Annotated in this window: 24 protein-coding genes; 14 read left to right on the forward strand and 10 right to left on the reverse strand. The window is 50.8% G+C overall.

Going from position 1 to position 22,746, the window contains the following annotated elements:
* Positions 1-28 precede the first annotated feature (28 nt).
* Entirely contained in the window at positions 29-670 is a 642-nt protein-coding gene (gene pyrE, locus ABTW00_RS00825) for an orotate phosphoribosyltransferase (protein WP_064540959.1), read from the forward strand.
* A gap of 74 nt (positions 671-744) precedes the next feature.
* Here the strand turns inward: pyrE and slmA are convergent, their stop codons facing one another.
* From slmA to coaBC, 3 genes are all read right to left on the reverse strand, one after another.
* On the reverse strand, positions 745-1,341 hold the full coding sequence (slmA, locus tag ABTW00_RS00830) for a nucleoid occlusion factor SlmA (protein WP_064540962.1): 597 nt from the start codon (positions 1,339-1,341) through the stop codon (positions 745-747).
* A gap of 153 nt (positions 1,342-1,494) precedes the next feature.
* Positions 1,495-1,953, reverse strand: a complete 459-nt coding sequence (gene dut / locus ABTW00_RS00835) for a dUTP diphosphatase (RefSeq protein ID WP_035895829.1) — start codon at positions 1,951-1,953, stop codon at positions 1,495-1,497.
* Positions 1,931-3,151: a bifunctional phosphopantothenoylcysteine decarboxylase/phosphopantothenate--cysteine ligase CoaBC gene (coaBC, locus tag ABTW00_RS00840; protein ID WP_065357262.1), complete on the reverse strand. Its 1,221-nt coding sequence runs from the start codon at positions 3,149-3,151 to the stop codon at positions 1,931-1,933. Before coaBC ends, dut begins: the two co-directional genes overlap by 23 nt.
* A gap of 174 nt (positions 3,152-3,325) precedes the next feature.
* Between coaBC and radC the strand changes: the two genes are divergently transcribed.
* The 4 genes from radC (at position 3,326) to mutM (ending at position 5,545) form a co-directional block, all read left to right on the forward strand.
* Entirely contained in the window at positions 3,326-3,991 is a 666-nt protein-coding gene (gene radC, locus ABTW00_RS00845) for a RadC family protein (protein ID WP_065357227.1), read from the forward strand.
* Between the two features lie 219 nt (positions 3,992-4,210).
* The gene (gene rpmB, locus ABTW00_RS00850) at positions 4,211-4,447 is read left to right on the forward strand and encodes a 50S ribosomal protein L28 (protein WP_002436699.1); all 237 of its coding nucleotides are present in this window, start codon (positions 4,211-4,213) and stop codon (positions 4,445-4,447) included.
* 22 nt (positions 4,448-4,469) lie between these two features.
* Positions 4,470-4,637: a 50S ribosomal protein L33 gene (gene rpmG, locus ABTW00_RS00855; RefSeq protein WP_003024094.1), complete on the forward strand. Its 168-nt coding sequence runs from the start codon at positions 4,470-4,472 to the stop codon at positions 4,635-4,637.
* A 98-nt stretch (positions 4,638-4,735) separates the two neighbouring features.
* Positions 4,736-5,545, forward strand: a complete 810-nt coding sequence (mutM, locus tag ABTW00_RS00860; RefSeq protein WP_065357226.1) for a bifunctional DNA-formamidopyrimidine glycosylase/DNA-(apurinic or apyrimidinic site) lyase — start codon at positions 4,736-4,738, stop codon at positions 5,543-5,545.
* A 46-nt stretch (positions 5,546-5,591) separates the two neighbouring features.
* Here the strand turns inward: mutM and coaD are convergent, their stop codons facing one another.
* Positions 5,592-6,071 (reverse strand): pantetheine-phosphate adenylyltransferase, encoded by a 480-nt coding sequence (gene coaD / locus ABTW00_RS00865; protein ID WP_064540999.1) that lies wholly within the window; start codon positions 6,069-6,071, stop codon positions 5,592-5,594.
* Between the two features lie 8 nt (positions 6,072-6,079).
* A complete protein-coding gene (gene waaA / locus ABTW00_RS00870; protein ID WP_064540971.1) occupies positions 6,080-7,357 on the reverse strand; it encodes a lipid IV(A) 3-deoxy-D-manno-octulosonic acid transferase in 1,278 nt (425 codons plus the stop codon).
* Positions 7,358-7,762: 405 nt separating this feature from the next.
* Between waaA and rfaQ the strand changes: the two genes are divergently transcribed.
* From rfaQ to ABTW00_RS00900, 6 genes are all read left to right on the forward strand, one after another.
* Positions 7,763-8,830, forward strand: a complete 1,068-nt coding sequence (gene rfaQ, locus ABTW00_RS00875) for a lipopolysaccharide core heptosyltransferase RfaQ (RefSeq protein ID WP_433638221.1) — start codon at positions 7,763-7,765, stop codon at positions 8,828-8,830.
* On the forward strand, positions 8,830-9,954 hold the full coding sequence (locus ABTW00_RS00880) for a glycosyltransferase family 4 protein (RefSeq protein ID WP_433641130.1): 1,125 nt from the start codon (positions 8,830-8,832) through the stop codon (positions 9,952-9,954). The genes rfaQ and ABTW00_RS00880 overlap by 1 nt, the downstream gene beginning before the upstream one ends.
* Complete coding sequence (gene rfaP / locus ABTW00_RS00885) at positions 9,947-10,744, forward strand: lipopolysaccharide core heptose(I) kinase RfaP (RefSeq protein WP_433638223.1); 798 nt, start codon at positions 9,947-9,949, stop codon at positions 10,742-10,744. Before ABTW00_RS00880 ends, rfaP begins: the two co-directional genes overlap by 8 nt.
* Positions 10,745-10,775: 31 nt before the next feature.
* On the forward strand, positions 10,776-11,768 hold the full coding sequence (locus ABTW00_RS00890) for a glycosyltransferase family 8 protein (RefSeq protein ID WP_433638225.1): 993 nt from the start codon (positions 10,776-10,778) through the stop codon (positions 11,766-11,768).
* Positions 11,769-11,862: 94 nt separating this feature from the next.
* Entirely contained in the window at positions 11,863-13,056 is a 1,194-nt protein-coding gene (locus tag ABTW00_RS00895) for a hypothetical protein (protein ID WP_433638228.1), read from the forward strand.
* A gap of 148 nt (positions 13,057-13,204) precedes the next feature.
* On the forward strand, positions 13,205-13,918 hold the full coding sequence (locus ABTW00_RS00900) for a glycosyltransferase family 25 protein (protein WP_433638230.1): 714 nt from the start codon (positions 13,205-13,207) through the stop codon (positions 13,916-13,918).
* 64 nt (positions 13,919-13,982) lie between these two features.
* On the opposite strand, the gene rfaL is transcribed toward ABTW00_RS00900, so the two are convergent.
* Genes rfaL through rfaD form a run of 4 tightly spaced genes read right to left on the reverse strand, consistent with a single transcriptional unit; the run spans position 13,983 to position 18,171 of the window.
* Positions 13,983-15,212 (reverse strand): O-antigen ligase RfaL, encoded by a 1,230-nt coding sequence (gene rfaL / locus ABTW00_RS00905; RefSeq protein WP_433638232.1) that lies wholly within the window; start codon positions 15,210-15,212, stop codon positions 13,983-13,985.
* On the reverse strand, positions 15,199-16,179 hold the full coding sequence (gene rfaC / locus ABTW00_RS00910) for a lipopolysaccharide heptosyltransferase RfaC (RefSeq protein WP_433638234.1): 981 nt from the start codon (positions 16,177-16,179) through the stop codon (positions 15,199-15,201). The genes rfaL and rfaC overlap by 14 nt, the downstream gene beginning before the upstream one ends.
* A 3-nt stretch (positions 16,180-16,182) precedes the next feature.
* Entirely contained in the window at positions 16,183-17,229 is a 1,047-nt protein-coding gene (gene rfaF / locus ABTW00_RS00915; RefSeq protein ID WP_064541011.1) for an ADP-heptose--LPS heptosyltransferase RfaF, read from the reverse strand.
* Between the two features lie 9 nt (positions 17,230-17,238).
* Positions 17,239-18,171, reverse strand: coding sequence for an ADP-glyceromanno-heptose 6-epimerase (gene rfaD, locus ABTW00_RS00920; RefSeq protein ID WP_064541014.1), 933 nt, complete (start codon positions 18,169-18,171; stop codon positions 17,239-17,241).
* 217 nt (positions 18,172-18,388) lie between these two features.
* On the opposite strand from rfaD, the gene kbl reads away from it, so the two are divergent.
* The 3 genes from kbl (at position 18,389) to ABTW00_RS00935 (ending at position 21,815) form a co-directional block, all read left to right on the forward strand.
* Positions 18,389-19,585, forward strand: coding sequence for a glycine C-acetyltransferase (gene kbl, locus ABTW00_RS00925; RefSeq protein ID WP_433638239.1), 1,197 nt, complete (start codon positions 18,389-18,391; stop codon positions 19,583-19,585).
* Between the two features lie 9 nt (positions 19,586-19,594).
* Positions 19,595-20,620, forward strand: a complete 1,026-nt coding sequence (gene tdh / locus ABTW00_RS00930) for an L-threonine 3-dehydrogenase (RefSeq protein WP_064541020.1) — start codon at positions 19,595-19,597, stop codon at positions 20,618-20,620.
* A gap of 157 nt (positions 20,621-20,777) precedes the next feature.
* Positions 20,778-21,815, forward strand: a complete 1,038-nt coding sequence (locus ABTW00_RS00935) for a glycosyltransferase (RefSeq protein ID WP_064541024.1) — start codon at positions 20,778-20,780, stop codon at positions 21,813-21,815.
* Here the strand turns inward: ABTW00_RS00935 and ABTW00_RS00940 are convergent.
* Entirely contained in the window at positions 21,812-22,744 is a 933-nt protein-coding gene (locus ABTW00_RS00940) for a divergent polysaccharide deacetylase family protein (protein ID WP_433638242.1), read from the reverse strand. The two genes, ABTW00_RS00935 and ABTW00_RS00940, sit on opposite strands and share 4 nt — an antisense overlap.
* Positions 22,745-22,746: the final 2 nt, after the last annotated feature.

Below are 22,746 nucleotides of genomic sequence, written 5' to 3' on the forward strand. Positions count from 1 at the left end.
GTAATAAAGTGAGATGAGGAGCGAATCCATGAAACCGTATCAGCGCCAGTTTATTGAGTTTGCGCTTAACAAGCAGGTACTTAAGTTTGGCGAGTTTACGCTGAAATCCGGGCGAAAAAGCCCCTATTTCTTCAACGCCGGGCTGTTTAATACCGGGCGCGATCTGGCACTGTTAGGCCGTTTTTATGCTGAAGCGCTGGTGGATTCCGGCATCGAGTTCGATCTGCTGTTTGGCCCTGCGTACAAAGGTATTCCGATTGCGACCACCACCGCTGTGGCGCTGGCAGAACATCACGACAAAGACTACCCGTACTGCTTTAACCGTAAAGAAGCCAAAGATCACGGCGAGGGCGGTAATCTGGTTGGCAGCGCGCTGACCGGGCGCGTGATGCTGGTGGATGACGTTATCACAGCGGGAACGGCAATTCGTGAGTCCATGGAGATCATCCAGGCCAACGGCGCGCAGCTGGCTGGCGTGCTGATCTCTTTAGATCGTCAGGAACGTGGTCGCGGTGAAATCTCGGCGATCCAGGAAGTGGAACGCGATTACGGCTGTGACGTTATCTCGATCATTACCCTTAAAGATCTGATCGCTTATCTGGAAGAAAAACCGGAGATGGCTGAGCATTTAGCCTCGGTACGCGCATATCGCGAAGCGTACGGCGTGTAAAAATTGCCGGATGGCGCTGCGCTTATCCGGCCTACAGAACGTTTGTAGGCCCGTAAGCGTAGCGCCAACGGTGTTTACTGCAGTTGGGCGACAATCAGCGGCCAGCGGGCGTCAAAATCGTCTGTCGGGCGATACTTAAATTCGCTGCGAACAAAGCGCGAGAGCATGCCTTCGCAGAACGCGAGTAGCTGACTTGCCAGCAGCGTCTCATCGGTTTCGTAGCCTTCCCCTTCACGCATTTTGCGCTCGCGCAGTACCTGACGCAGTTGAGCCTCAATGCGCTCAAACAGCTGGTTAATGCGGCCCTGCAGGCGGTCTTGCTCAAACATCAGCGCGTGACCGGTGAGGATACGGGTCAGGCCTGGATTGCGTTCGCCGAAGCCCAGAATCAGCAGCACAATCAGACGTAAACGCGCGGTCGTATCCTTTTCGTCTTTCAGAATCAGGTTGATACGGGTAATCAGGCTATCTTCGATAAACTCGATAAGGCTATCGAACATGCGGGTCTTGCTTGGGAAATGCCGGTACAGCGCCGCTTCGGACACGCCAACGGACGCGGCCAGTTTTGCCGTCGTGATTCGCTGGCTGCCATCGCTGGATTCAAGCATCAACGCCAGGGATTGAAGTATTTCCTCGCGACGATTCCTTTTCGCAGTTTGCTTTTCTGCCATGTTCTAAAATACCCCTGAAAATAAAACACTTGTCAGGCGAGCATCCACACGGTGACCGCAACCATAAATTGCAGTGATCTTTTTGCATTATGACGCCGTGAGATGCGTAAAAAACGGGCACATCACATCCTGCATGATGTGCCTGAGGGCGAGTTATTGACGCCCGGAGTGGCCGAAGCCACCTTCGCCACGATCGGTGGCTTCAAACGATTCGACCAGATTAAACTCGGCCTGTACGACAGGAACAAACACCATCTGCGCGACGCGTTCGCCTGGCTCGATAGTGAAGGTGGTTTGCCCACGATTCCAGATGGAGACCATCAGTTGCCCCTGGTAGTCAGAGTCGATAAGTCCCACCAGGTTACCCAGCACGATACCGTGTTTATGGCCGAGACCAGAGCGTGGCAGCATCACCGCCGCCAGAGACGGATCGGCAATGTGAATCGCCAGGCCGGTCGGCAGTAAGGTGGTTTCCCCTGGCGCCAGTTCCACGGCGTCATCAAGACAGGCGCGCAGATCAAGGCCTGCAGAGCCAGCGGTGGCATAGGTCGGCAGCGGGAACTGCTGGCCAATACGCGAGTCCAGAATCTTAACGTCGATTTTTTTCATCATAACGGGTAACGATCTCGTCCAATAATAGTTGGCCCAGGAGTGACTTACTGGCGAGCGGTAAACGCTTCTCGCCGTCCTGCCAGAAAAGGTGCAATGCATTGTTATCGCTATTAAAGCCTTGATTTGATTGCGATACATCATTGGCGCAAATCAGATCAAGGTTCTTGCGGCTACGCTTTTGCCGCGCATATTCTTCCACATTATTCGTTTCGGCGGCAAACCCTACGACGTAGGGACGGTGCTCTTTCAGTGCGGCAACGCCTGCGACGATATCCGGGTTTTTCACCATTTTTATTGTGAATTCATTGCCCTGGGTGTCCTGCTTCTTAATTTTTTCTTCGGCAATAACCGCTGCGCGATAGTCGGCGACCGCGGCGCAGCCGATAAAAATCTGCTGTTGTGTGATGCTGGCCTGAACGGCGGCGTTCATCTCTTCAGCTGTGGTGACGTCAATACGTTGCACAAAGGCGGGCGTCGGCAGGGACACCGGGCCGCTGACCAGCGTGACGTTTGCTCCACGGCGCGCGGCGGCTTCGGCGATAGCAAAACCCATTTTGCCCGAGCTGTGGTTGGTGATGTAACGCACCGGGTCCAGTGGTTCGCGGGTCGGGCCTGCGGTAATCATGATGTGCAGATGTTGCAGATCGTTGACGGGGGAAAAATGTGCTGCGGCCATGTCGACAATCGCTAACGGGTCGAGCATACGACCCGGCCCAACGTCGCCGCAGGCCTGGCTGCCGCTGTCCGGGCCCCAGATCAACATATTGCGTGAGGCGAGTACCTCAAGATTGTGCTGCGTGGCAGCGGCACGATACATCTGCTGGTTCATCGCGGGAACAACGGCAACCGGCGACGGGGTGGCAAGACAGATAGTCGACACCAGGTCGTTTGCCATCCCGGCGGCCACGCGGGCAATTAAGTCGGCGGTGGCCGGCGCAAGGATAACGAGGTCAGCCCATTTGCCCAGCTCAATGTGGCCCATCGCCGCTTCGGCAGCGGTATCGAGCAGGCTGTCGGAGACCGGATAGCCGGATACGGCCTGCAGGCTCAGCGGGGTGATGAAGGCTTTTGCTGCGTCGGTCATCGCGACGCGCACGTCAGCGCCGCGCTCGCGCAGGCGACGCACCAGCTCCGGCGTTTTGTAGGCAGCGATACCGCCGCTGACGCCAAGAACAATTTTCTTACCGGCCAGGCTCATCATGATTTTTCCTGTTAGGGGGACACCAGAATTCGCGCATTTTATCACAATCCTGACAGGGTCGTGCGCTTACGACAGCGACACTTTGCGAGCCGCTACGCAAGGGTGATATCTGTGTCGTGCAGGGGGGATGGCACTGTGACATCCTAGCGGCAGCCATAAGAGGAGGCCATCATGGAGAGTCCAGAAGCCCTCATGCCGCGTGAAAAGATGCAGCGGTACGGGATTGAGTCGCTCACGGATGTTGAGCTACTGGCGCTATTTTTGCGCACCGGTACGCGGGAAAAAACCGTTTTACGTTACTCGCAGGATCTGTTGCGTCATTTTGGTTCGCTGTATGGCCTGCTTTCGGCGACCGAAAAAGCAATAACCCAGATCGACGGTATAGGTATTGCCAAATATGCCCAGCTTAAGGGCATTGCCGAGCTGGCGCGTCGCTACTTTAGCCTGCGGGTGCTGTCTGAAGATTCCCTGCTGAGCCCGGAGATGACGCGTGAGTTTCTGCAAAGCCAGCTCGCCGACGAGGAGCGGGAAATCTTTGTGGTGATCTTTCTCGATAATCAACATCGGGTACTCAAACACAGTCGACTTTTTTCCGGCACCCTCAGCCACGTTGAAGTGCATCCGCGCGAAATTGTACGAGAAGCCATCAAAGTAAATGCTGCTGCGGTGATCCTGGCACATAATCATCCATCGGGTCATGCGGAGCCGAGTAAATCAGACAGACTTATTACCGAAAGGGTGGTAAAATGTTGCCAATTCATGGATGTACGTGTGCTTGACCATCTGGTTATTGGCCGCGGTGAGTACGTTTCTTTTGCCGAACGCGGTTGGATTTAGCGGTTTATTACGCGATCCACCGGGATCTTTGTCTGTTCGGGACTTGAGCATAACGCCGGGTCAGCGTATACTACGCCACCTTTGAGAATCTCGGGTTTGGCATTTGGGCCTGGCAATCGAGAGTTCACTTAGAACTACGCGATGACCGGGCTGTAAAGCCTGACGAGGCGCCGATACCCCATACGAAGCTCGAGCTAATTTGATTTTTGGAGAATAGACATGTCCCGAGTCTGCCAAGTTACTGGCAAGCGTCCGGTGACCGGTAACAACCGTTCCCACGCACTGAACGCGACTAAACGCCGTTTCCTGCCGAACCTGCACTCTCACCGTTTCTGGGTTGAGAGCGAGAAGCGTTTTGTCACCCTGCGCGTATCTGCTAAAGGTATGCGTGTAATCGATAAGAAAGGCATCGATACAGTTCTGTCCGAACTGCGTGCCCGTGGCGAAAAGTACTAAGTACTTAACGAGGAAATAAATCATGGCTAAAGGTATTCGCGAGAAAATCAAGCTGGTTTCTTCTGCTGGTACAGGTCACTTCTACACCACCACGAAGAACAAACGTACTAAGCCGGAAAAACTGGAACTGAAAAAGTTCGATCCAGTTGTCCGTCAGCACGTTCTGTACAAAGAAGCTAAAATCAAATAATTTTAGTTTCGATGTAGCAAAAAACCTCGCCTCGGCGGGGTTTTTTGTTTTCTGCGCGTCCCTATAATAGAGACATCAGTATTCGAGCCGGAGACGTTATGCCTGAATTACCCGAAGTTGAAACCAGCCGCCGCGGCATTGAACCCCATCTGGTCGGAGCTACCATTCAGTACGCCGTGATTCGCAACGGACGCCTACGCTGGCCCGTCTCTGATGAAATCTACCGTCTGAGTGACAAACCGGTGCTGAGCGTCCAACGACGCGCCAAATACCTGCTGCTTGAACTGCCTGACGGCTGGATCATCATCCATCTGGGTATGTCGGGAAGTTTACGCATTCTGGCGGAAGAACTGCCGGCGGAAAAACACGATCACGTGGACCTGGTGATGAGTAACGGTAAAGTGCTGCGCTACACCGACCCAAGGCGCTTTGGTGCCTGGCTGTGGACGCCGGTACTGGAAGGACACAGTGTGCTTGCTCATCTCGGCCCTGAGCCGTTGAGCGCGGAATTTAGCGCGGATTATCTGCAGGCGAGATGTGCGAAGAAAAAAACGGCGATTAAACCCTGGCTGATGGATAATAAGCTGGTGGTGGGCGTCGGCAATATCTATGCCAGCGAGTCGCTGTTTTCCGCGCGGATCCATCCGGATCGGCTGGCGTCGTCGCTATCGGCAGAAGAGTGCGAACGACTGGTTGCGGCGATCAAAGCGGTGCTGCAACGATCGATTGAGCAGGGTGGAACCACGCTAAAAGATTTCCTGCAAAGCGACGGCAAGCCGGGCTACTTTGCGCAGGAGCTACAGGTGTACGGGCGGAAAGGGGAAGCCTGTCGGGTATGCGGGACGCCGATTATCGCCAGCAAACATGCACAGAGAGCAACATTTTATTGCCGGCAGTGCCAGAAGTAACCACGTTGCCCGGCCAGGCTAGCGCCGCCGGGAAACGCACAGAGGCTTACTTCAACTTCTCCATCAGCGCCTGATGCACATTCACGGGTAGAAAATGGGTCACATCGCCATCATGACGTGCGACCTCTTTTACCAGCGATGATGAGATAAACGACCACTCCTTCGACGGCATCAGAAAGACGCTTTCCAGCTCCGGCATCAGGTGGCGGTTCATATGCGCAAGCTGCATTTCATATTCGAAATCCGCCACCGCGCGCAGGCCGCGAATCAGGATATTGGCCTGCTGGGTACGGGCGAAGTTAGCCATCAGATCGCTAAAACCCATCACTTCCACGTTGCCAAGGTGCGCCGTTGCCTGCTGGGCCAGCGCCACGCGCTCGCTCAGGTCAAACATCGGCTTTTTACTTGGGCTGGCCGCAATAGCGAGGATGACCTGATCGAACATGCAGGCCGCGCGGGTCACGATATCAAGATGACCGTTGGTGATGGGATCGAAAGTGCCCGGATAAATCGCCCGTTTTTGCATAATCATCCTCAATGCGTTTTCGGTGGCAGGTACGGTTCCAGGAGTTGTAACAGGCGTTGTAGCGCGCCCTGGTTCTGATACAAGACCTCAACGGCGTGTCGACCGTAGAAGCTACGGTAATCTGCATCGCCCAGCAGTGAGGATACCTCTTTTTCGAGGCTTGCGGCATCGGTCACGGTGATAAGACCGCTCGCCTGTTCCAGACGGGCGCAGATATCTTTGAAGTTGAAGGTGTGCGGGCCCATCAGTACGGGAATAGCATGCGCTGCGGCTTCCAGCGGGTTATGCCCACCACGTTCAACCAACGAGCCGCCGACAAACGCCAGGTCGGCAATGCCATACAGCAGCATCAGCTCACCCATGGTGTCGCCAATGACCACCTGTGTTGTGGCGGAGGGGACTTCACCGGAGGAACGGGTGATAAAGCTCAAGCCAGCCTGACGCGTGAGGTTGATAGCGTCCGGGAAGCGTTCCGGGTGACGTGGCACCAGAATCAGCAGTAAGTCTGGATAGTGTTGTAGCAGTGCCTTGTGGGCGGCAATAACGATACTCTCTTCGCCCTCGTGGGTGCTGGTGGCTATCCATACCGGGCGGCGCGGCGCCCATTGGCGACGAAGCGTGACCGCTTTGGCAGCCAGCTGTGGCGTAACGGAAATATCGAACTTCAGGCTGCCGGTAATGGTTACCTGATTATTTTTGGCACCGAGCGCGACAAAACGTTGGCCATCTTCTTCATTTTGCGCGGCAATCAGCGTAATACGCTGCAGCAGCGTGCGTACGAATGAGCCCAGTTTGGCGTATCCGGCGGCTGAGCGCTCGGACAAGCGTGCGTTGGCAATCACCAGCGGAATATGGCGACGATGCAGAGCGGCAATCAGGTTCGGCCACAGCTCCGTTTCCATAATCAACACCAGTTTAGGGTCGATTTTATCGAGAAAACGGTTGAGGGCATCGGGTAAATCATACGGCAGATAGACGTGCTGAACGTCTTTGCCAAACGCCGACTGCACACGCTCGGAACCGGTTGGGGTCATCGTGGTCACAGTAATCGGCAAATCGGGGTAACGATGACGCAGCGCGCGAACTAATGGGATCGCCGCCAGCGTTTCGCCAACGGACACCGAATGCAGCATGATTCCGCCGGGCTTCAGCGGCTGGCGATAAAAACCGTAGCGTTCACCCCAGCGTTTTCGGTAGGCCGGAGCCTTACGTCCGCGCACCCAAAGCCGTATCCAGATGAGAGGCTGGATAAGGTAAAGAAGGGCGGTGTAAAGCAATTCAAGCATAATAAATAGCTGAGTTATGAATGTGCTGTGGATTCTAAGTATTTAGCTAAGGCTTTACCATTACTTTTGCTGTTTTTGGTCTAAATTATCCACAGCACAGGGGCTGGCCGTGGATATCACTGCCGAACCCCCTTTTTTATACTGTTCATTGCGGTTAACACCCATGGATATTTGGGGGCTGGCAAAGCCGGCGTTACGGCAAGGATAATGATTTTAATTAAATGATTTATAAGTGAAAAAAACTTTATTTGCGCGAAAGCTATCCGGTTCGGATTGCGGCTCAAGAAGTGGTACACTAGCGCATCAAAATAAGTGCAATATCAGTAATCAGGTAGCTGTTGAGCCTGGGGCGGTAGCGTGCTTTTTTCCTACTTTTACCGGAAAATCTCAACCAAAGAGTCGCTTGTGGAAAAGCCATTTCGAAAAATTCTGGTCATTAAAATGCGTTTTCACGGGGATATGTTGCTCACTACTCCCGTTATTAGCACGCTGAAACGCCATTATCCTGAGGCGAAGGTTGATGTCCTGCTGTACCAGGACACGATCCCTATTTTGTCTGAGAATCCTGCAATCAACGCGCTGTATGGTATTAAAAATAAAAAAGCCAAAACGGCAGAGAAAATAACCAATTTCGTCAGTCTCATTAGGGTATTGCGCGCCAATAAATACGATCTCGTCATCAATATGGCAGACCAGTGGATGGCGGCGGTGCTGGTACGCCTGTTGAACGCGCCAATGAGTATCTCGCAGGACTATCAGCACCGGCAGTCGGCCTTTTGGCGCAACAGTTTCACACATCTTGCACCTCTGACAGGCAGTAACGTCGTTGAGAGCAATCTCTCGGTGCTGGCCCCTCTGGGGCTTGATTCGCATGTGGCCGAGACGACCATGAGCTATAACCCAGTCTGCTGGCAGCGTGTGCGCGCCGAGCTTGATAAAGCTGGCGTTGGCGAGCGCTACGTGGTGATCCAGCCGACGGCGCGGCAGATATTTAAGTGCTGGGAGAACGAGAAATTCTCCCGGGTGATTGATGCTCTGCACGATCGCGGGATAGAGGTGGTGCTGACTTCCGGGCCGGGTGCGGACGATCTGGCCTGCGTGAACGCGATTGCTCAAGGCTGTCAGCAGCCGCCAGTGACGGCGCTGGCCGGTAAAGTTAGCTTCCCGGAACTGGGGGCATTGATTGACCACGCCGCGTTGTTTATCGGCGTCGACTCCGCGCCGGGACATATTGCGGCTGCGGTCAAAACGCCGCTGATTGCGCTATTTGGTGCGACGGACCATATTTTCTGGCGCCCGTGGTCGGACAATATGATTCAGTTCTGGGCCGGTGACTATCGGCCGATGCCGCCGCGCGAGCAGCGTAACCGCAATGAAATGTATCTTGCGGTTATTCCGGCCGAGGACGTCATTGCAGCTATCGACAAAATTCTGCCTGTTCACGAGGCCGAATCTGCAACAGGTGAAGCATGATGATCGTTGCATTCTGTCTGTATAAGTACTTTCCCTTCGGTGGTCTGCAGCGCGACTTTATGCGCATTGCTCAGACCGTTGCGGATCGCGGCCATCAGGTGCGCGTTTATACGCAAGTCTGGGAGGGGGAGTGCCCCGATGCTTTTGAGTTAATTCTGGTTCCGGTGAAATCCCATACCAACCACGGTCGCAACGCGGAATATTATACGTGGGTGCAAAACCACCTGCACGAGCATCCGGTCGCCAGGGTCGTGGGCTTTAATAAGATGCCTGGGCTGGATGTCTATTACGCCGCCGACGTGTGTTACGCCGAGAAAGTGGCGCAGGAGAAAGGCTTCTTTTATCGCCTGACGTCACGTTATCGCCACTATGCGGCGTTCGAGCGCGCCACGTTTGAACACGGTAAGCCGACGCAGTTGCTGATGCTGACGGACAAGCAAATTGCGGATTTCCAGAAGCACTATCAGACCGAGCCTGAACGTTTTCATATTTTGCCGCCGGGGATTTATCCGGATAGAAAATACAGTCAGCAGATTCCGAACGCCCGTCAGGTTTATCGACAGAAGAACGGTTTGACTGAATCGCAGAATGTATTGCTGCAGGTGGGATCCGACTTTACGCGCAAAGGCGTGGATCGCACTTTGTCCGCGATAGCTTCACTGCCGGAAAGCCTGCGTCATAATACGCAGCTGTTTATCGTAGGCCAGGATAAGCCGGGGAAATTCGCCGCGCTGGCTGAGAAATACGGCATTCAACGCAACGTCCACTTTTTCTCCGGGCGCAATGACGTGGCGGAACTGATGGCGGCGGCGGATTTACTGCTGCACCCGGCCTATCAGGAGGCGGCAGGCATCGTGCTGCTGGAAGCGGTAACGGCGGGGCTACCGGTGTTAACAACCGCCGTATGCGGATATGCGCACTATATTGCGGATGCAAACTGTGGCGCGGTGATTGAGGAACCTTTCCGCCAGGAAGCCTTGAATGAGCTCCTTCTTAAGGCATTAACCCAGCCAGCGCTGCGCGCGGCTTGGGCGGAAAATGCGCGCAACTATGCCGATACACAAGACTTATACAGTCTGGCGGACAGAGCGGCAGATATCATTATAGGTGATTTGGATGGTTGAGCTGAAAGAACCGCTGGCCACGCTGTGGCGCGGGAAAGATGCCTTTGAGGAAGTGAAACATCTGGAAGGCGAGGTATTTCGTGAGCTGGAAACCCGTCGTACGCTGCGCTTCGAGCTGGCGGGCGGCAGCTATTTTCTGAAATGGCACCGTGGCACTTCACTTAAAGAGATCGTCAAAAACCTGATTTCCCTGCGTATGCCGGTATTGGGCGCCGATCGTGAGTGGAATGCGATCCACCGCCTGCATGATGTGGGTGTCGATACTATGCACGGCGTGGGCTTCGGCGAGAAGGGGCTGAACCCGTTAACCCGCACGTCATTTATTATTACCGAAGATCTCACGCCAACCATCAGTCTTGAAGACTACTGCGCGGATTGGGCTGTGAATCCCCCCGCCCCCGCAGTGAAACGCATGCTGATTAAACGCGTTGCCACGATGGTACGCAAGATGCACGAAGCGGGTATTAACCACCGCGACTGTTATATCTGCCATTTCTTGCTGCATTTGCCATTCAGTGATCAGGAAGGGACGCTAAAAATTTCGGTTATCGATCTGCATCGAGCTCAGCTTCGCCGCAAGGTTCCACTGCGATGGCGTGATAAGGATTTGACTGGCCTGTATTTTTCTTCAATGGATATCGGGTTGAAAACTCGAGATTATCTTCGTTTTGTGAAGGTATATTTTGGGGGGCGTTTGAAAGATGTGTTTATCAAAGAAGCCATGCTTATAAATAAGATTGAAGCGAAGGCTGAACGTGTAAAAGAGAGAACATTGAGAAAAAATTTGTAGTTGATAATTAATTATACTATAAGAGTTATCTATGCATATCAAAGAATCTATTAAAAATAGTGAATGTTTTGATTTTTTTCCGCATGAGGAAAAATCTTTAGACATAATTAATGTTGCTTATGGCGTCGATGTTAATTTTCAATTCGGGGCGTCTGTATCTATAGTTTCATTACTTATCAACAATATATCAAGACATTTTTCATTTCACATATTTACTGATTCAGTTTCAGATGAATATAGAGATGCTTTAAGAGTTATTGCGAAAAAGTATCAATCGAAAATAACGCTCTACACATTGGATGGTGATGTTTTTTCACAATTTCCATCGGCCAATGCCTGGTCTCGAGCTACTTATTTTAGATTTGCTGCGTTTGAATATTTATCTGAGTTTATTGATAAGGTTATGTACATTGATGCTGATGTTATTTGTAACAATAGCATTGATAAATTTTACTACGAAGATATTAATAATGTCATAGCTGCTGTTATTCCTGATGTAGAGAGGAATAGAATTAAAGCTGCCGAGCGCTTTTCAATAACTGATTTTGCTGATAGTTATTTTAATGCTGGAGTTATTCTTTTAAATTTAGCTTTGTGGAAAAGTAAATCATGCTTTGAGCAAGCACTCAGTATACTACGCGATAGTAAATACAACCTGGCTTTCTTGGATCAAGATGTGTTAAATCTTATTTTCCGTGGTGATACCGTAATAATGGAAAGAGATTTCAATTGTATCTATGGAATGGACCGTGAGTTAATTAAAAAAGAGACTTATCGCGACTATATTAGAAAATCTACGGTGTTAATTCATTATGTCGGTTTAACAAAACCATGGCATGAATGGGCCATTGATTATGAGTCTGCACAGCCATTCAAAAGAGCATTTTTGGAATCACCATGGGGAAATAGTTCGTTAGTTAAAGCTAGTAGTGTCAAATTGATTAAACGAAAATCTAAACATGAAAAAAGACAAGGTCATTATTTAAAGAGCATCATGACATTTTTAAGCCAGTATAAATGTTAGTATGGTTCATGGTGATGATATAAGATTGTTTCCCTGTGCTTAATGATTAATTCCTATGGAAGTTTAGACTTTATTTTTGTTATGAGAGGCATTTATGAGTGACCTGAATCGCTTTTATTTCGATTTACCTGAATGGCTTGGTGAACGAGATAATATTCATCGTCAGTTTATTGGGAATTTCATTTCATGTCTTCATGGTGAACAATTAAAAGTAATAGTGACACCAGTAAAATTTCCATGTTATGGCCTCGAAAGGCCAGCAATAAAAGGTGGGATTACTTTTGCATTCCATTCTTATAACAATGATAAAAATGTATTTTCAATAAAGGAATCTCCTATTTATGGCTTGTACTCTATTGATAAAAATGGTTATTCCGGTTGGGCCGATATATGCGTGAATTTTGAGTCTTATTTTGATGAAATAAATAAAATAAATGCGTTCACTGCGAAGGAAATAATAAAAGAGAAAAAAGACTTTTTCGCAAAAACAAAAATATCAAAGCATGCGCAATCTGACTCTAAGATTGAACTGCCTGGAGATTATATATTCTTCCCCATGCAAATAAATTCTGACTCGGTTACAGATCATGAAAATATCAGCGCAATAGATGTTTTGGACTATATTGCAGATTTAGCATTGAAGACGAATCGATATGTCATTATTAAGCGACACCCACTTTGTAAGTCCAGAGGAATCAGTCTTAAACTTGAGCATCTACTGGCTACGAACAATAGAGTATTATCGGTGGACGCAAATATTCATGATTTAATTGATAGATGTAGTGCCGTTATTGCATGTAACTCTGGCGTAAGTATTGAAGCACTAATATCGGGTAAACCAGTCTTCTGTTTTGGTAAAAGTGAATGGTATGAAGCTAGCCATAAAATAGAAAAATTACAAGATCTTGATTTTGTTTTTTTCCAGGATAAACATAGCGGAATGTCAGAGTTTCAGGAAAAGATAATTGCCTACTTACTTTCTGAATATTGGGTCTCTTTTGATAAAGTTGAAAAAATCCAAGCAAAAATAAAGCAATGTGTTGATCTATATGAACCTAACTATGGTGATGATTTTTGTCATGATGAGGTAAGTGATAGCAAATACGTCAAGAATTTCCTGGATGCTCAAAGAGAGATTGCAATAATGAAAAGGAAACAGAAAAAATACAAAAAAGATTATGAACTTTTTTCTTTTATCAGTAGATTTGTTCTATTTTTCCCGTTCAAGGTTATTCTGTCTTTGTCAGGTCGAAAAAATAGGCACATAAATACATTGAATGATAAATAATTAATCTTAGTAACATTGATTACCCCATTTTCAGCACTACATTTCTATCTCTGTGCGCGTTAATTATTTTTAAAGGTATACGTAAATGCATGTTTTCATAATATCACTTCCTTTTGATATGGCTCGACGCAGTGAAATTGGGAGGAAAATGAATGAACTGAATATTGAATATTCATTTTTCGATGCAGTATATGGCAAGGATTTATCATTAGAAGAAAAAGAAAAGATATCTACAGATGATTTCAAACGGCGTTCGAAAAAGGAACCTATTGATGGTGAGCTTGGCTGTACATTGAGTCATATTCGACTATTTGAAAAAATGGTTCGTGATGATATGAAATGGGCATGTGTCCTTGAAGATGACGCGATCATCGATGAGTCGTTCAGAAGTTTTATATCAAAATTGGATGAGAAAAAACTTGTCGATGATACCCAGTATATATTGGGTGGTCAAGATGGTTTGGTCTATAGGAATAAAGTGGTACTGAGTCATTTTGATAAGGAAACAATCGGTGGACAAGTTTTCTATAAGGTAATATCTGGTCATGGTTATGTTTTAAGATCGTGTGGTTATTTGGTTAGTTTAAGTACTGCCTCTCGCTTAATAAAGCGATTTAATGAAGGTTTCTTTATTATTGATGAATGGGCCTATCTTATGAGAGAAGGTCATTTCTCAAACATATATTTAGCTGATTTTGTCCATCACCCAGAAGATCTGTCTAATAGCTGGTTAGATAAAGAACGTAAAGAAAATAACAAAGAAAAGAAAATTAAAAAGAAGAAATCTTATTTAAGAAAGAAAATATCATATTGTTACTGGATTACAAGACGTTATATACTTGGTTTTTGTTGGTGGAAATAAAAGTCTTACCATTACGTTATTCTGGCGTTGTCCGGACATCATCCCTGTGTCCGGCACTCTACCTTTAGAACACTTCTTTTTTATTGGTGGCGTTAGTCACTATCATAGATATGGCTATACCAATAACGATAGAAAAGTGCTGTAGGTTTATTGTTTCAAACAAACCCCTAATTAAAAAATCACCCAGAACAATTAAGAAAACTGTTAACCATCCTATTTGTGTGACGCCCGAACTTTTAATATATTGGCTTACTGATTTTTGTACTAATGCTAAAAGTAAAATCCATAAGCTAATTAATCCAAAAATTCCGCCAGCAAACCACATTGATAAGGACAGATTATGTGGGCCAATTGGCCTCTGGAAAAACCATTGAGGATGGGCTTCAATGTTCTTTGCATAGACATCAAGATATAACTCTTTCCCGTAACCATACCCTTTAATTGGATTATCAAGAATAAGGTCAAGAGCGGCTCCTTGTGTACCATTTCCATACCTTTCACTACTATTGGTCTGTTGCATTTTATGGAAAAGAGTAGAAAACTGATGGTCATTTTTTAAGTATGCATATCCTAATGGAAGAGCTGCAATTATTGCCACACAGAGTATCAGCCGCCATTCTTTACGAAGAATAGTCCAGACTAGCCCGGGGATCAGTACTGCAAGCCATGTTCCACGTTGAAGTGTTCCCAGGATCATTATTGATAAAATTGGGAGAAGAACGTAGAAAGCGGCGGTGGTGTATTTTTGTTTCAATGACCGTAGACCCATCAGTCCGATGGCCATGAATATAAAAGCATCCGATTTATATCTGTGTTCAAACTGTGTAAATGGAAGGATTCCATCTTTATATTCATGATAATATTGGATTCCATCGGCGATAGCCATGGGGATAATTGATGCGCTTAATGAATATATTAAAAGTTTTGCGATATCTTCCTTTTTTTCTTTATGTAGTACTATGACCATAGATAGTATGATGACTATGATCTTTTCGAGAATGTCTTTCTCAGCCGCTTTTATACTGATACTAGTATCTACAGATATTAATGTTGAATAAATGATACCAATGATAAAGAGGAAAAAAGTGATACTAATATTGTTTTTGAAAAAAACAAACACTTTTGTTCTTAATTGATAACAATAACTTACTGCGGTAATTAGCATTAGCAGTGTTAGTGCATGTTTGAATCGCGTAACACCTTCCAGAAAATAAATGAAAATATAGAGCGCGACAAGAGATCTATTCCAGAACGATTGCCAATTTACTTGTGGATTATTCTCACAGAGAAACATCTTTTATTCCTAAGGACTGTAGATATTTTTTCACCATGGTTGCAGATAAGGTTTCCATGGAAGTATTTTCAGAACGGCATACCACTTGATTCTTTCCATATCCTCCAATTAATCCTGGATCCGTTGGACCATAAAGTGTGATATTTGGGCGATCCAACGCCGCAGTTAAGTGGCTCAATCCGGTATCCACTGAAACAATAAATTCCGCCCCCGCCAGTTCATGCGCTACGGCTTCAAGGCTGAGACGCGGCAGAACTTCCACGTAATCAAACCCTTCAGCCAGGCGCTTCGCGCGGGCTTCTTCATGCGGCGCACCCCATGGCAATTTGATGCGTAGACCGCGCTCGCCCAGCAGGCGAATCAGCTCACGCCAGTTTTCTTCCGGCCAATGCTTATCATCGCGCGTCGTGGCATGCAGGAAGACGCAGTAGGGGGCTGCAGCAGGCGTATGTTCGCTCAGAAAATGTTGGGCAATGGCGTAGTCGCCCTGCGTATCGGGCTTGGTGTAACCGAGACTTTTGGCAAACAGCTCGCGGGTGCGCTCTACGGCGTGTTGCTGCTTAGGAATATGGTGGCGACGGTTGTAGAACAGGCTGGCCAGCGGTTCGCGGGCGCTACTCCAGTCCATGCCATGCTTGACGCCATGTGCCAGCCGGGTGACCAACGCGGCACTTTTTACCAGCCCTTGGGCATCAACGATCGCATCATATTTCACCGCCTGAACGGCATCGCGAAAGGCTTTACGCTCAGCTTTGATCGGAGCGGAGAACCACGCTTTGCGCCAGCGGCGAATCGCGACCGGAATCACGCGATCTACGGCCTCGTGCCAGGAAGGGATCTGCGCGAAGCCTTCTTCTACCACCCAGTCAAAGTGGATGCCGGGAATAGCACGCATCGCATCGGTTAATGCCGGCAGCGTGTGCAGGACGTCGCCCATTGAAGAGGTTTTGACGATCAACACTCGCATGCGTCAGGCTTCCTCGCTCGACAGCAGCGCGTTGAGCTCTTCCAGGACGCGCGCCGGGGTGATATCGATCAGACTCTGATGGTAGCCCTGTGCGGAGTCGCCTTTACGTACCTTGTGGTAGCCGGTAATCAATCGAATCACGCGCGCTTTGTTTGACAGCGGCGGCGTGAAGTCCGGGCTGCTTGGCCCGTAGAGTGCTACCAGCGGGCGATTTAGCGCGGCAGCCACGTGCATCAGGCCGGAATCGTTGGTGACGATCGCCTTACAGGCGGCAATCAGCACCACCGCCTGCTCCAGCTGGGTTTCCCCGGCCAGGTTGCGGCACCAGCCTTTTTGCTCGTCGCTGAGAGCGGCGATAATTTCATTGCCTGCCTCGTTGTCCTTTGCAGAACCGAAAAGAACAATCTGGTTACCCTGGTCGATCAGTTGTTTCGCGAGTGTGGCGTAGTGGTAGTGTGGCCAGCGTTTTGCCGGACCAAACTCCGCGCCTGGGCAAAAGCCGATCATCGGGCGGTCGCTGGAGAGTGAAAACGCGTTACAGGCCAGCGATTTCTCGCCTTCGTTCACCTGCAACTGCGGCCACAGCAGCGGCTGCGGCAGGTCTTTTGCACAGCGCATCACGCCTTTATCGTAGGCCAGCGCCACGTAGCGTTCGACCATCAGTGGCCAGGCCGCTTTATCCAGCACTCGCGCATCATTCAGCAGACCGTAACGCATCTCGCCGCGCCACCCGGTACGCAGTGGGATACCCGCAAAGAAGGGCACCAACGCGGATTTAAAGGAATTAGGCAGGACATAAGCGCGGTCATAGCGCCGCTCGCGCAGGCTATGACCGAGTTTGCGCCGTTCGCCAATTTCCAGCGCGCCATGCCCGAGCGGCATGGCAATCGCTTCATTGACTTCCGGCATCCGCGATAACAGCGGACGGCACCACGCAGGTGCCATCACGTCGATTATCGCCTGGGGATAGCGCGCCTTGAGCGTGCGATAGAGACTTTGCGACATCATCATGTCGCCCACCCATGATGGGCCGATCACCAGTATTTTCATGCTGAGTTCTTACGCGTCGCGGTTCAACCAGGCCATGTATTCCGTTACGCCTTCGGCGACGGTCTTGAACGGCTTATCGTAGCCGGCAGCGCGCAGATTGGTCAGATCGGCCTGAGTGAACGCCTGGTAGCGGCCTTTCAGCTTATCCGGGAACGGGATGTATTCAATGCTGCCTTTTTTGTGGAACGCCAGGGTGGCGTCTGCCACTGCCTGGAAGGATTCCGCACGCCCGGTACCGAGGTTGAAGATGCCGGATTTGCCGTTTTCCCAGAACCACAGGTTTACCGCCGCCACGTCGCCGACGTAAACGAAGTCGCGCTTGAAGCCATCGCTGCCTTCAAACAGTTTCGGGCTTTCGCCGTTGTTCAACTGGGTGTTCAGATGGAAGGCAACGCTCGCCATGCTGCCCTTGTGACCTTCGCGTGGGCCATAGACGTTAAAGTAGCGGAAGCCCACGATCGGCGAGTTCGCTTCCGGCATGATGCGGCGTACGTACTCGTCGAACAGGAATTTAGAGTAACCGTACACGTTCAGCGGTTTTTCAAACTCGCGGGACTCAATGAAGTCGCTGGTGCGGCCGCCGTAGGTGGCTGCGGAAGAGGCGTACAGGAACGGAATCTCACGCTCAAGGCAGTAGTGCAGCAGCTCTTTGGAGTACTGATAGTTGTTATCCATCACATACTTACCGTCCCACTCGGTGGTGGAAGAGCAAGCGCCTTCGTGGAACACGGCTTCGATGTCGCCAAATTCTTCACCGGCCATAATCTGGATCAGAAAATCTTCTTTATCCATGTAGTCGGTGATGTCCAGGTCAACCAGGTTTACGAACTTGGTGCCGTCTTTCAGGTTGTCGACGACCAGAATATCGGTAATGCCTTTGTCATTCAGCGCTTTCACGATGTTGCTGCCAATGAAGCCAGCGCCGCCGGTAACGATAATCATAACTGTAACCTTTGATATTGGTGGGCCAGGGCGTATCCCGGGCACGAATGCTTCTAATCATACCATCACATTAGCCCGCCTTCAGCCTTTCACCGTTCGGCTGGATGTGGGACGCGTGATTTATGCTGCAAATAATTCATTCAGACATGCATCATCTCGTATCAGCGTATAGCTTTGGGTAATATGTGCCAAATTTTACCGAATCTGGAGAGTTGCAATGCGTGGTGATTTTTACAAACAGTTAACTCAGGACCTCGACACCGCTCGTGCGGAAGGGTTGTTTAAAGAAGAACGTATCATCACCTCCGCCCAGCAAGCGGATATCACCGTGGGCGACGGCAGCCACGTTATTAACTTCTGCGCCAACAACTACCTTGGCCTGGCCAACCACCCTGAGCTGATCAATGCCGCGAAAGCCGGTATGGACAGCCATGGTTTCGGTATGGCGTCGGTGCGCTTCATCTGCGGCACCCAGGATAGCCACAAAGCGCTGGAGCAGAAGCTGGCAAACTTCCTCGGTATGGAAGACGCCATTCTGTATTCCTCCTGCTTCGATGCCAACGGCGGCCTGTTTGAAACGCTGCTGGGCGCAGAAGACGCCATCATCTCCGACGCGCTGAACCATGCCTCGATCATCGACGGTGTGCGCCTGTGTAAAGCGAAGCGTTTCCGCTATGCCAACAACGACATGGTTGAGCTGGAAGAGCGCCTGAAAGAAGCGCGTGCAGCCGGCGCGCGTCACGTGCTGATTGCCACCGACGGCGTGTTCTCGATGGACGGTGTGATTGCCAACCTGAAAGGCGTCTGCGACCTGGCGGACAAATACGATGCGCTGGTGATGGTTGATGATTCCCACGCGGTCGGCTTCGTTGGCGAAAATGGCCGTGGCTCCCATGAATATTGTGATGTGATGGGCCGTGTCGACATTATCACCGGCACGCTGGGCAAAGCGCTGGGCGGCGCGTCCGGCGGCTATACCGCGGCGCGTAAGGAAGTCGTGGAGTGGCTGCGTCAGCGTTCACGTCCGTATCTGTTTTCTAACTCCCTGGCGCCGGCTATCGTTGCAGCCTCTATTAAAGTGCTGGAGATGGTTGAATCCGGCGCTGAGCTGCGCGACCAGCTATGGGCTAACGCCCGTCTGTTCCGCGAAAAAATGACCGCCGCGGGCTTTACGCTTGCGGGCGCGGACCACGCCATTATCCCGGTGATGCTGGGTGATGCCGTGGTGGCGCAGAATTTCGCGCGTGAGCTGCAAAAAGAAGGGATTTACGTCACCGGATTCTTCTTCCCGGTGGTACCAAAAGGCCAGGCGCGTATCCGCACTCAGATGTCAGCGGCGCATACGACGGCACAAATTGAACGTGCGGTGGAAGCCTTTACCCGCATCGGTAAACAACTGGGCGTGATTGCCTGAGGGTGTCAGATGAAAGCGTTATCTAAACTGAAAGCGGAAGAAGGGATCTGGATGACCGACGTTCCGGAACCGGAACTCGGCCACAACGATCTGCTGATTAAAATTCGCAAAACCGCGATTTGCGGCACCGACGTGCATATCTACAACTGGGACGAATGGTCGCAGAAAACGATCCCGGTACCGATGGTTGTGGGTCATGAATATGTGGGCGAAGTGGTCGGTATCGGCCAGGAAGTGCGTGGTTTTAAGGTCGGCGACCGCGTCTCCGGTGAAGGTCACATCACCTGTGGCCACTGCCGTAACTGCCGCGCCGGTCGTACGCACCTGTGCCGCAATACCATCGGTGTGGGCGTAAACCGCCCGGGCTGCTTCGCTGAATATCTGGTGATCCCGGCGTTTAACGCCTTCAAAATCCCGGACAATATCTCTGACGATCTGGCTTCTATCTTTGACCCGTTTGGCAACGCGGTGCACACGGCGCTTTCTTTCGACCTGGTGGGTGAAGATGTGCTGGTCTCCGGCGCGGGCCCGATTGGCGTGATGGCGGCTGCGGTTGCTAAGCACGTTGGCGCGCGTAACGTGGTGATTACCGATGTGAACGAATACCGCCTGGAGCTAGCGCGCAAGATGGGCGTGACACGCGCGGTCAACGTCGCCAAAGAGAACCTCAACGATGTGATGGCTGAACTGGGCATGACCGAAGGCTTCGATGTGGGCCTGGAGATGTCCGGCGCGCCACCGGCGTTCCGCTCCATGCTGGATACCATGAACCACGGCGGGCGCATTGCTATGCTGGGGATTCCACCGTCCGATATGTCTATCGACTGGACCAAGGTTATCTTTAAGGGGCTGTTTATTAAAGGTATCTACGGTCGCGAAATGTTCGAAACCTGGTACAAGATGGCGGCATTGATCCAGTCTGGTCTCGATCTGTCGCCGATTATCACCCATCGCTTCGGCATCGATGATTTCCAGAAAGGCTTTGACGCGATGCGTTCCGGCCAATCCGGTAAAGTGGTACTGAGCTGGGATTAATCGTCTTCGTCTTAGTTGTCCCCGGGTATTTATTAGCGTTAAATACCCGGGGATTTTTTTGCCCGCTCGGATAACAGGCAGCAACAACTTTCGCTGACCTTGTACGGCTATCTATGTTAAAAATTGCCGTTAATTACACTGTTTGGCAGGATTTTATATGACCTACACCCCCGGTCTCCTGAGCGTCATCATGCCGCTTTACAACACGGGTGAGCCGTTCATCGCCTGTATGGATTCGCTGATTGCGCAAACCTGGAAGAATATCGAGATCATCATTGTGAACGATGGTTCGACGGATAATTCAGCCGATCTGGCGCAATCTTACGTGGACCGCTTCCCGCACGTTCATCTGTTACACCAGCGTAATGCGGGCGTCTCGGCGGCGCGTAATACCGGAATGGAAGTGGCAAAAGGGGAGTACATCGCTTATGTCGACGGTGACGATATCGCCTACCCGCAGATGTACGAAACGCTGATGACCATGGCGCTGAAGGACAACCTGGACGTCGCGCAGTGTAACGCCGACTGGTGTATCGCCGAGACGGGTAAGACCTGGGCCTCTATTCCGCCAGAACGTATTCGTTCTACCGAGGTGATGACCGGGCCGGACTGGCTGCGCAAAGGGCTGGCGAGCCGCCGCTGGCGTCACGTAGTATGGATGGGCGTCTATCGCCACCAGACTATCCGCGACGCGGGGCTGAGCTTTATTCCCGGCCTGCACCACCAGGATATTATCTGGTCGACCGAATTTATGTTTAACGCCAAACGCGCGCGTTACACTGAAGTACCGCTGTATAAATATTTCCTGCATGGCGCATCCGTTAGCCGCCTGCCGCGCACCGGCCTCAAGAACCTCGCCTACCAGCGCCATTACATCAAAATTACCCGCCTGCTCGACAAGATGAACCACGACTATGCCGGGCGGATTCCGATTTATCCGGAGTTTAAACAGCAGGTTATTTACGAAGCGTTGCGCGTCTGCCACTGCATTCGTAAAGAGCCAGACCAGAAGATTCGCGAGCGGATGATTGCCGAAGCGGAAGTCTCCGGCATGTTCAAACGGATGGTGAGTAACATTTGCAGCGTGAAGCTGGCGTATCAGGTGATGCTGTGGGCTATTCGTTTTAACAAGTGGCGCGATAAATCACTCACGCCGCGACGTCTGGCCCATCTCACGCTGGATCTGAAAGACTAACTGCTCTGCCACCCTTGCCACTGCAGCTGCATATACTGCACCAGCGTGCTGTGGGTGATGCTCTCGCTTAACACGTTGAAGAAGCGGCTGGCATAGACCGGCTCCAGCGGTTTCTTCGGCTTGCAGAGCCTCACGCCGCGGAACGGATTACGCGGCTCCATCGGTTGAAGGGAAGGCGGCATGCCACGATTCGGGGTTGAGGTGTCAATCTGCGGCTCGTTGAGCAGGCTGCTCGGGCGCACCAGAGTAATATCTGACGGCAGGTTGTAGACCATTTGCTGCAATACGCGCACGGTGGCCGGATGCGGGTGACCAATAGCGATTGCCGAACCGTTGCGGCGCGCGAGGTCGACTGCGCGATTAAACTGGCGACGAATATCCGCTTCGTTCTGGGTATCGTCGAGGAACACCCGGCGCTTAATGACCTTCACTCCGGTACCGTTAGCGGCCCGCATGGCCTGGCTATTGCCGATGGTCATGCTGTCGAGGAAGTAGAGATTATAGCGGCTGAGGGTCTGCATCACTTTCTGCATGCCAAACAGACTGGAGGTCATTGCACTGCCCATGTGGTTGTTCAGACCCACGGCGTAGGGCACTTTATCGACCGCTTCGCGAATAATCCGTTCGATCTCATCGCTGCTCATGTCCGGGCGTAGGGTATCTTTTTCCAGCGGCTGCTTGCTGAGCGGCGCCATCGGCAGGTGAATCAGCACTTCGTGCCCGGCGTTATGGGCCCTGGTGGCCATTTCACGCGCATGAGGGGCGTTAGGGAGAACCGCAACGGAAATGGTGGACGGCATCGCCAGCACCTGATTTTCCTGCTGTGGACGATAACCAAAGTCATCGATAACGATAGAGAGCTTACCGGCATAGCCCGGCGCGGCGAATGCCAGCGCACTGAGAAGTACGACTCGACGAAATTGAAGCAAAA

The organism is Kluyvera georgiana, from assembly GCF_050990895.1.
In the GTDB taxonomy this organism is placed as follows: domain Bacteria; phylum Pseudomonadota; class Gammaproteobacteria; order Enterobacterales; family Enterobacteriaceae; genus Kluyvera; species Kluyvera georgiana.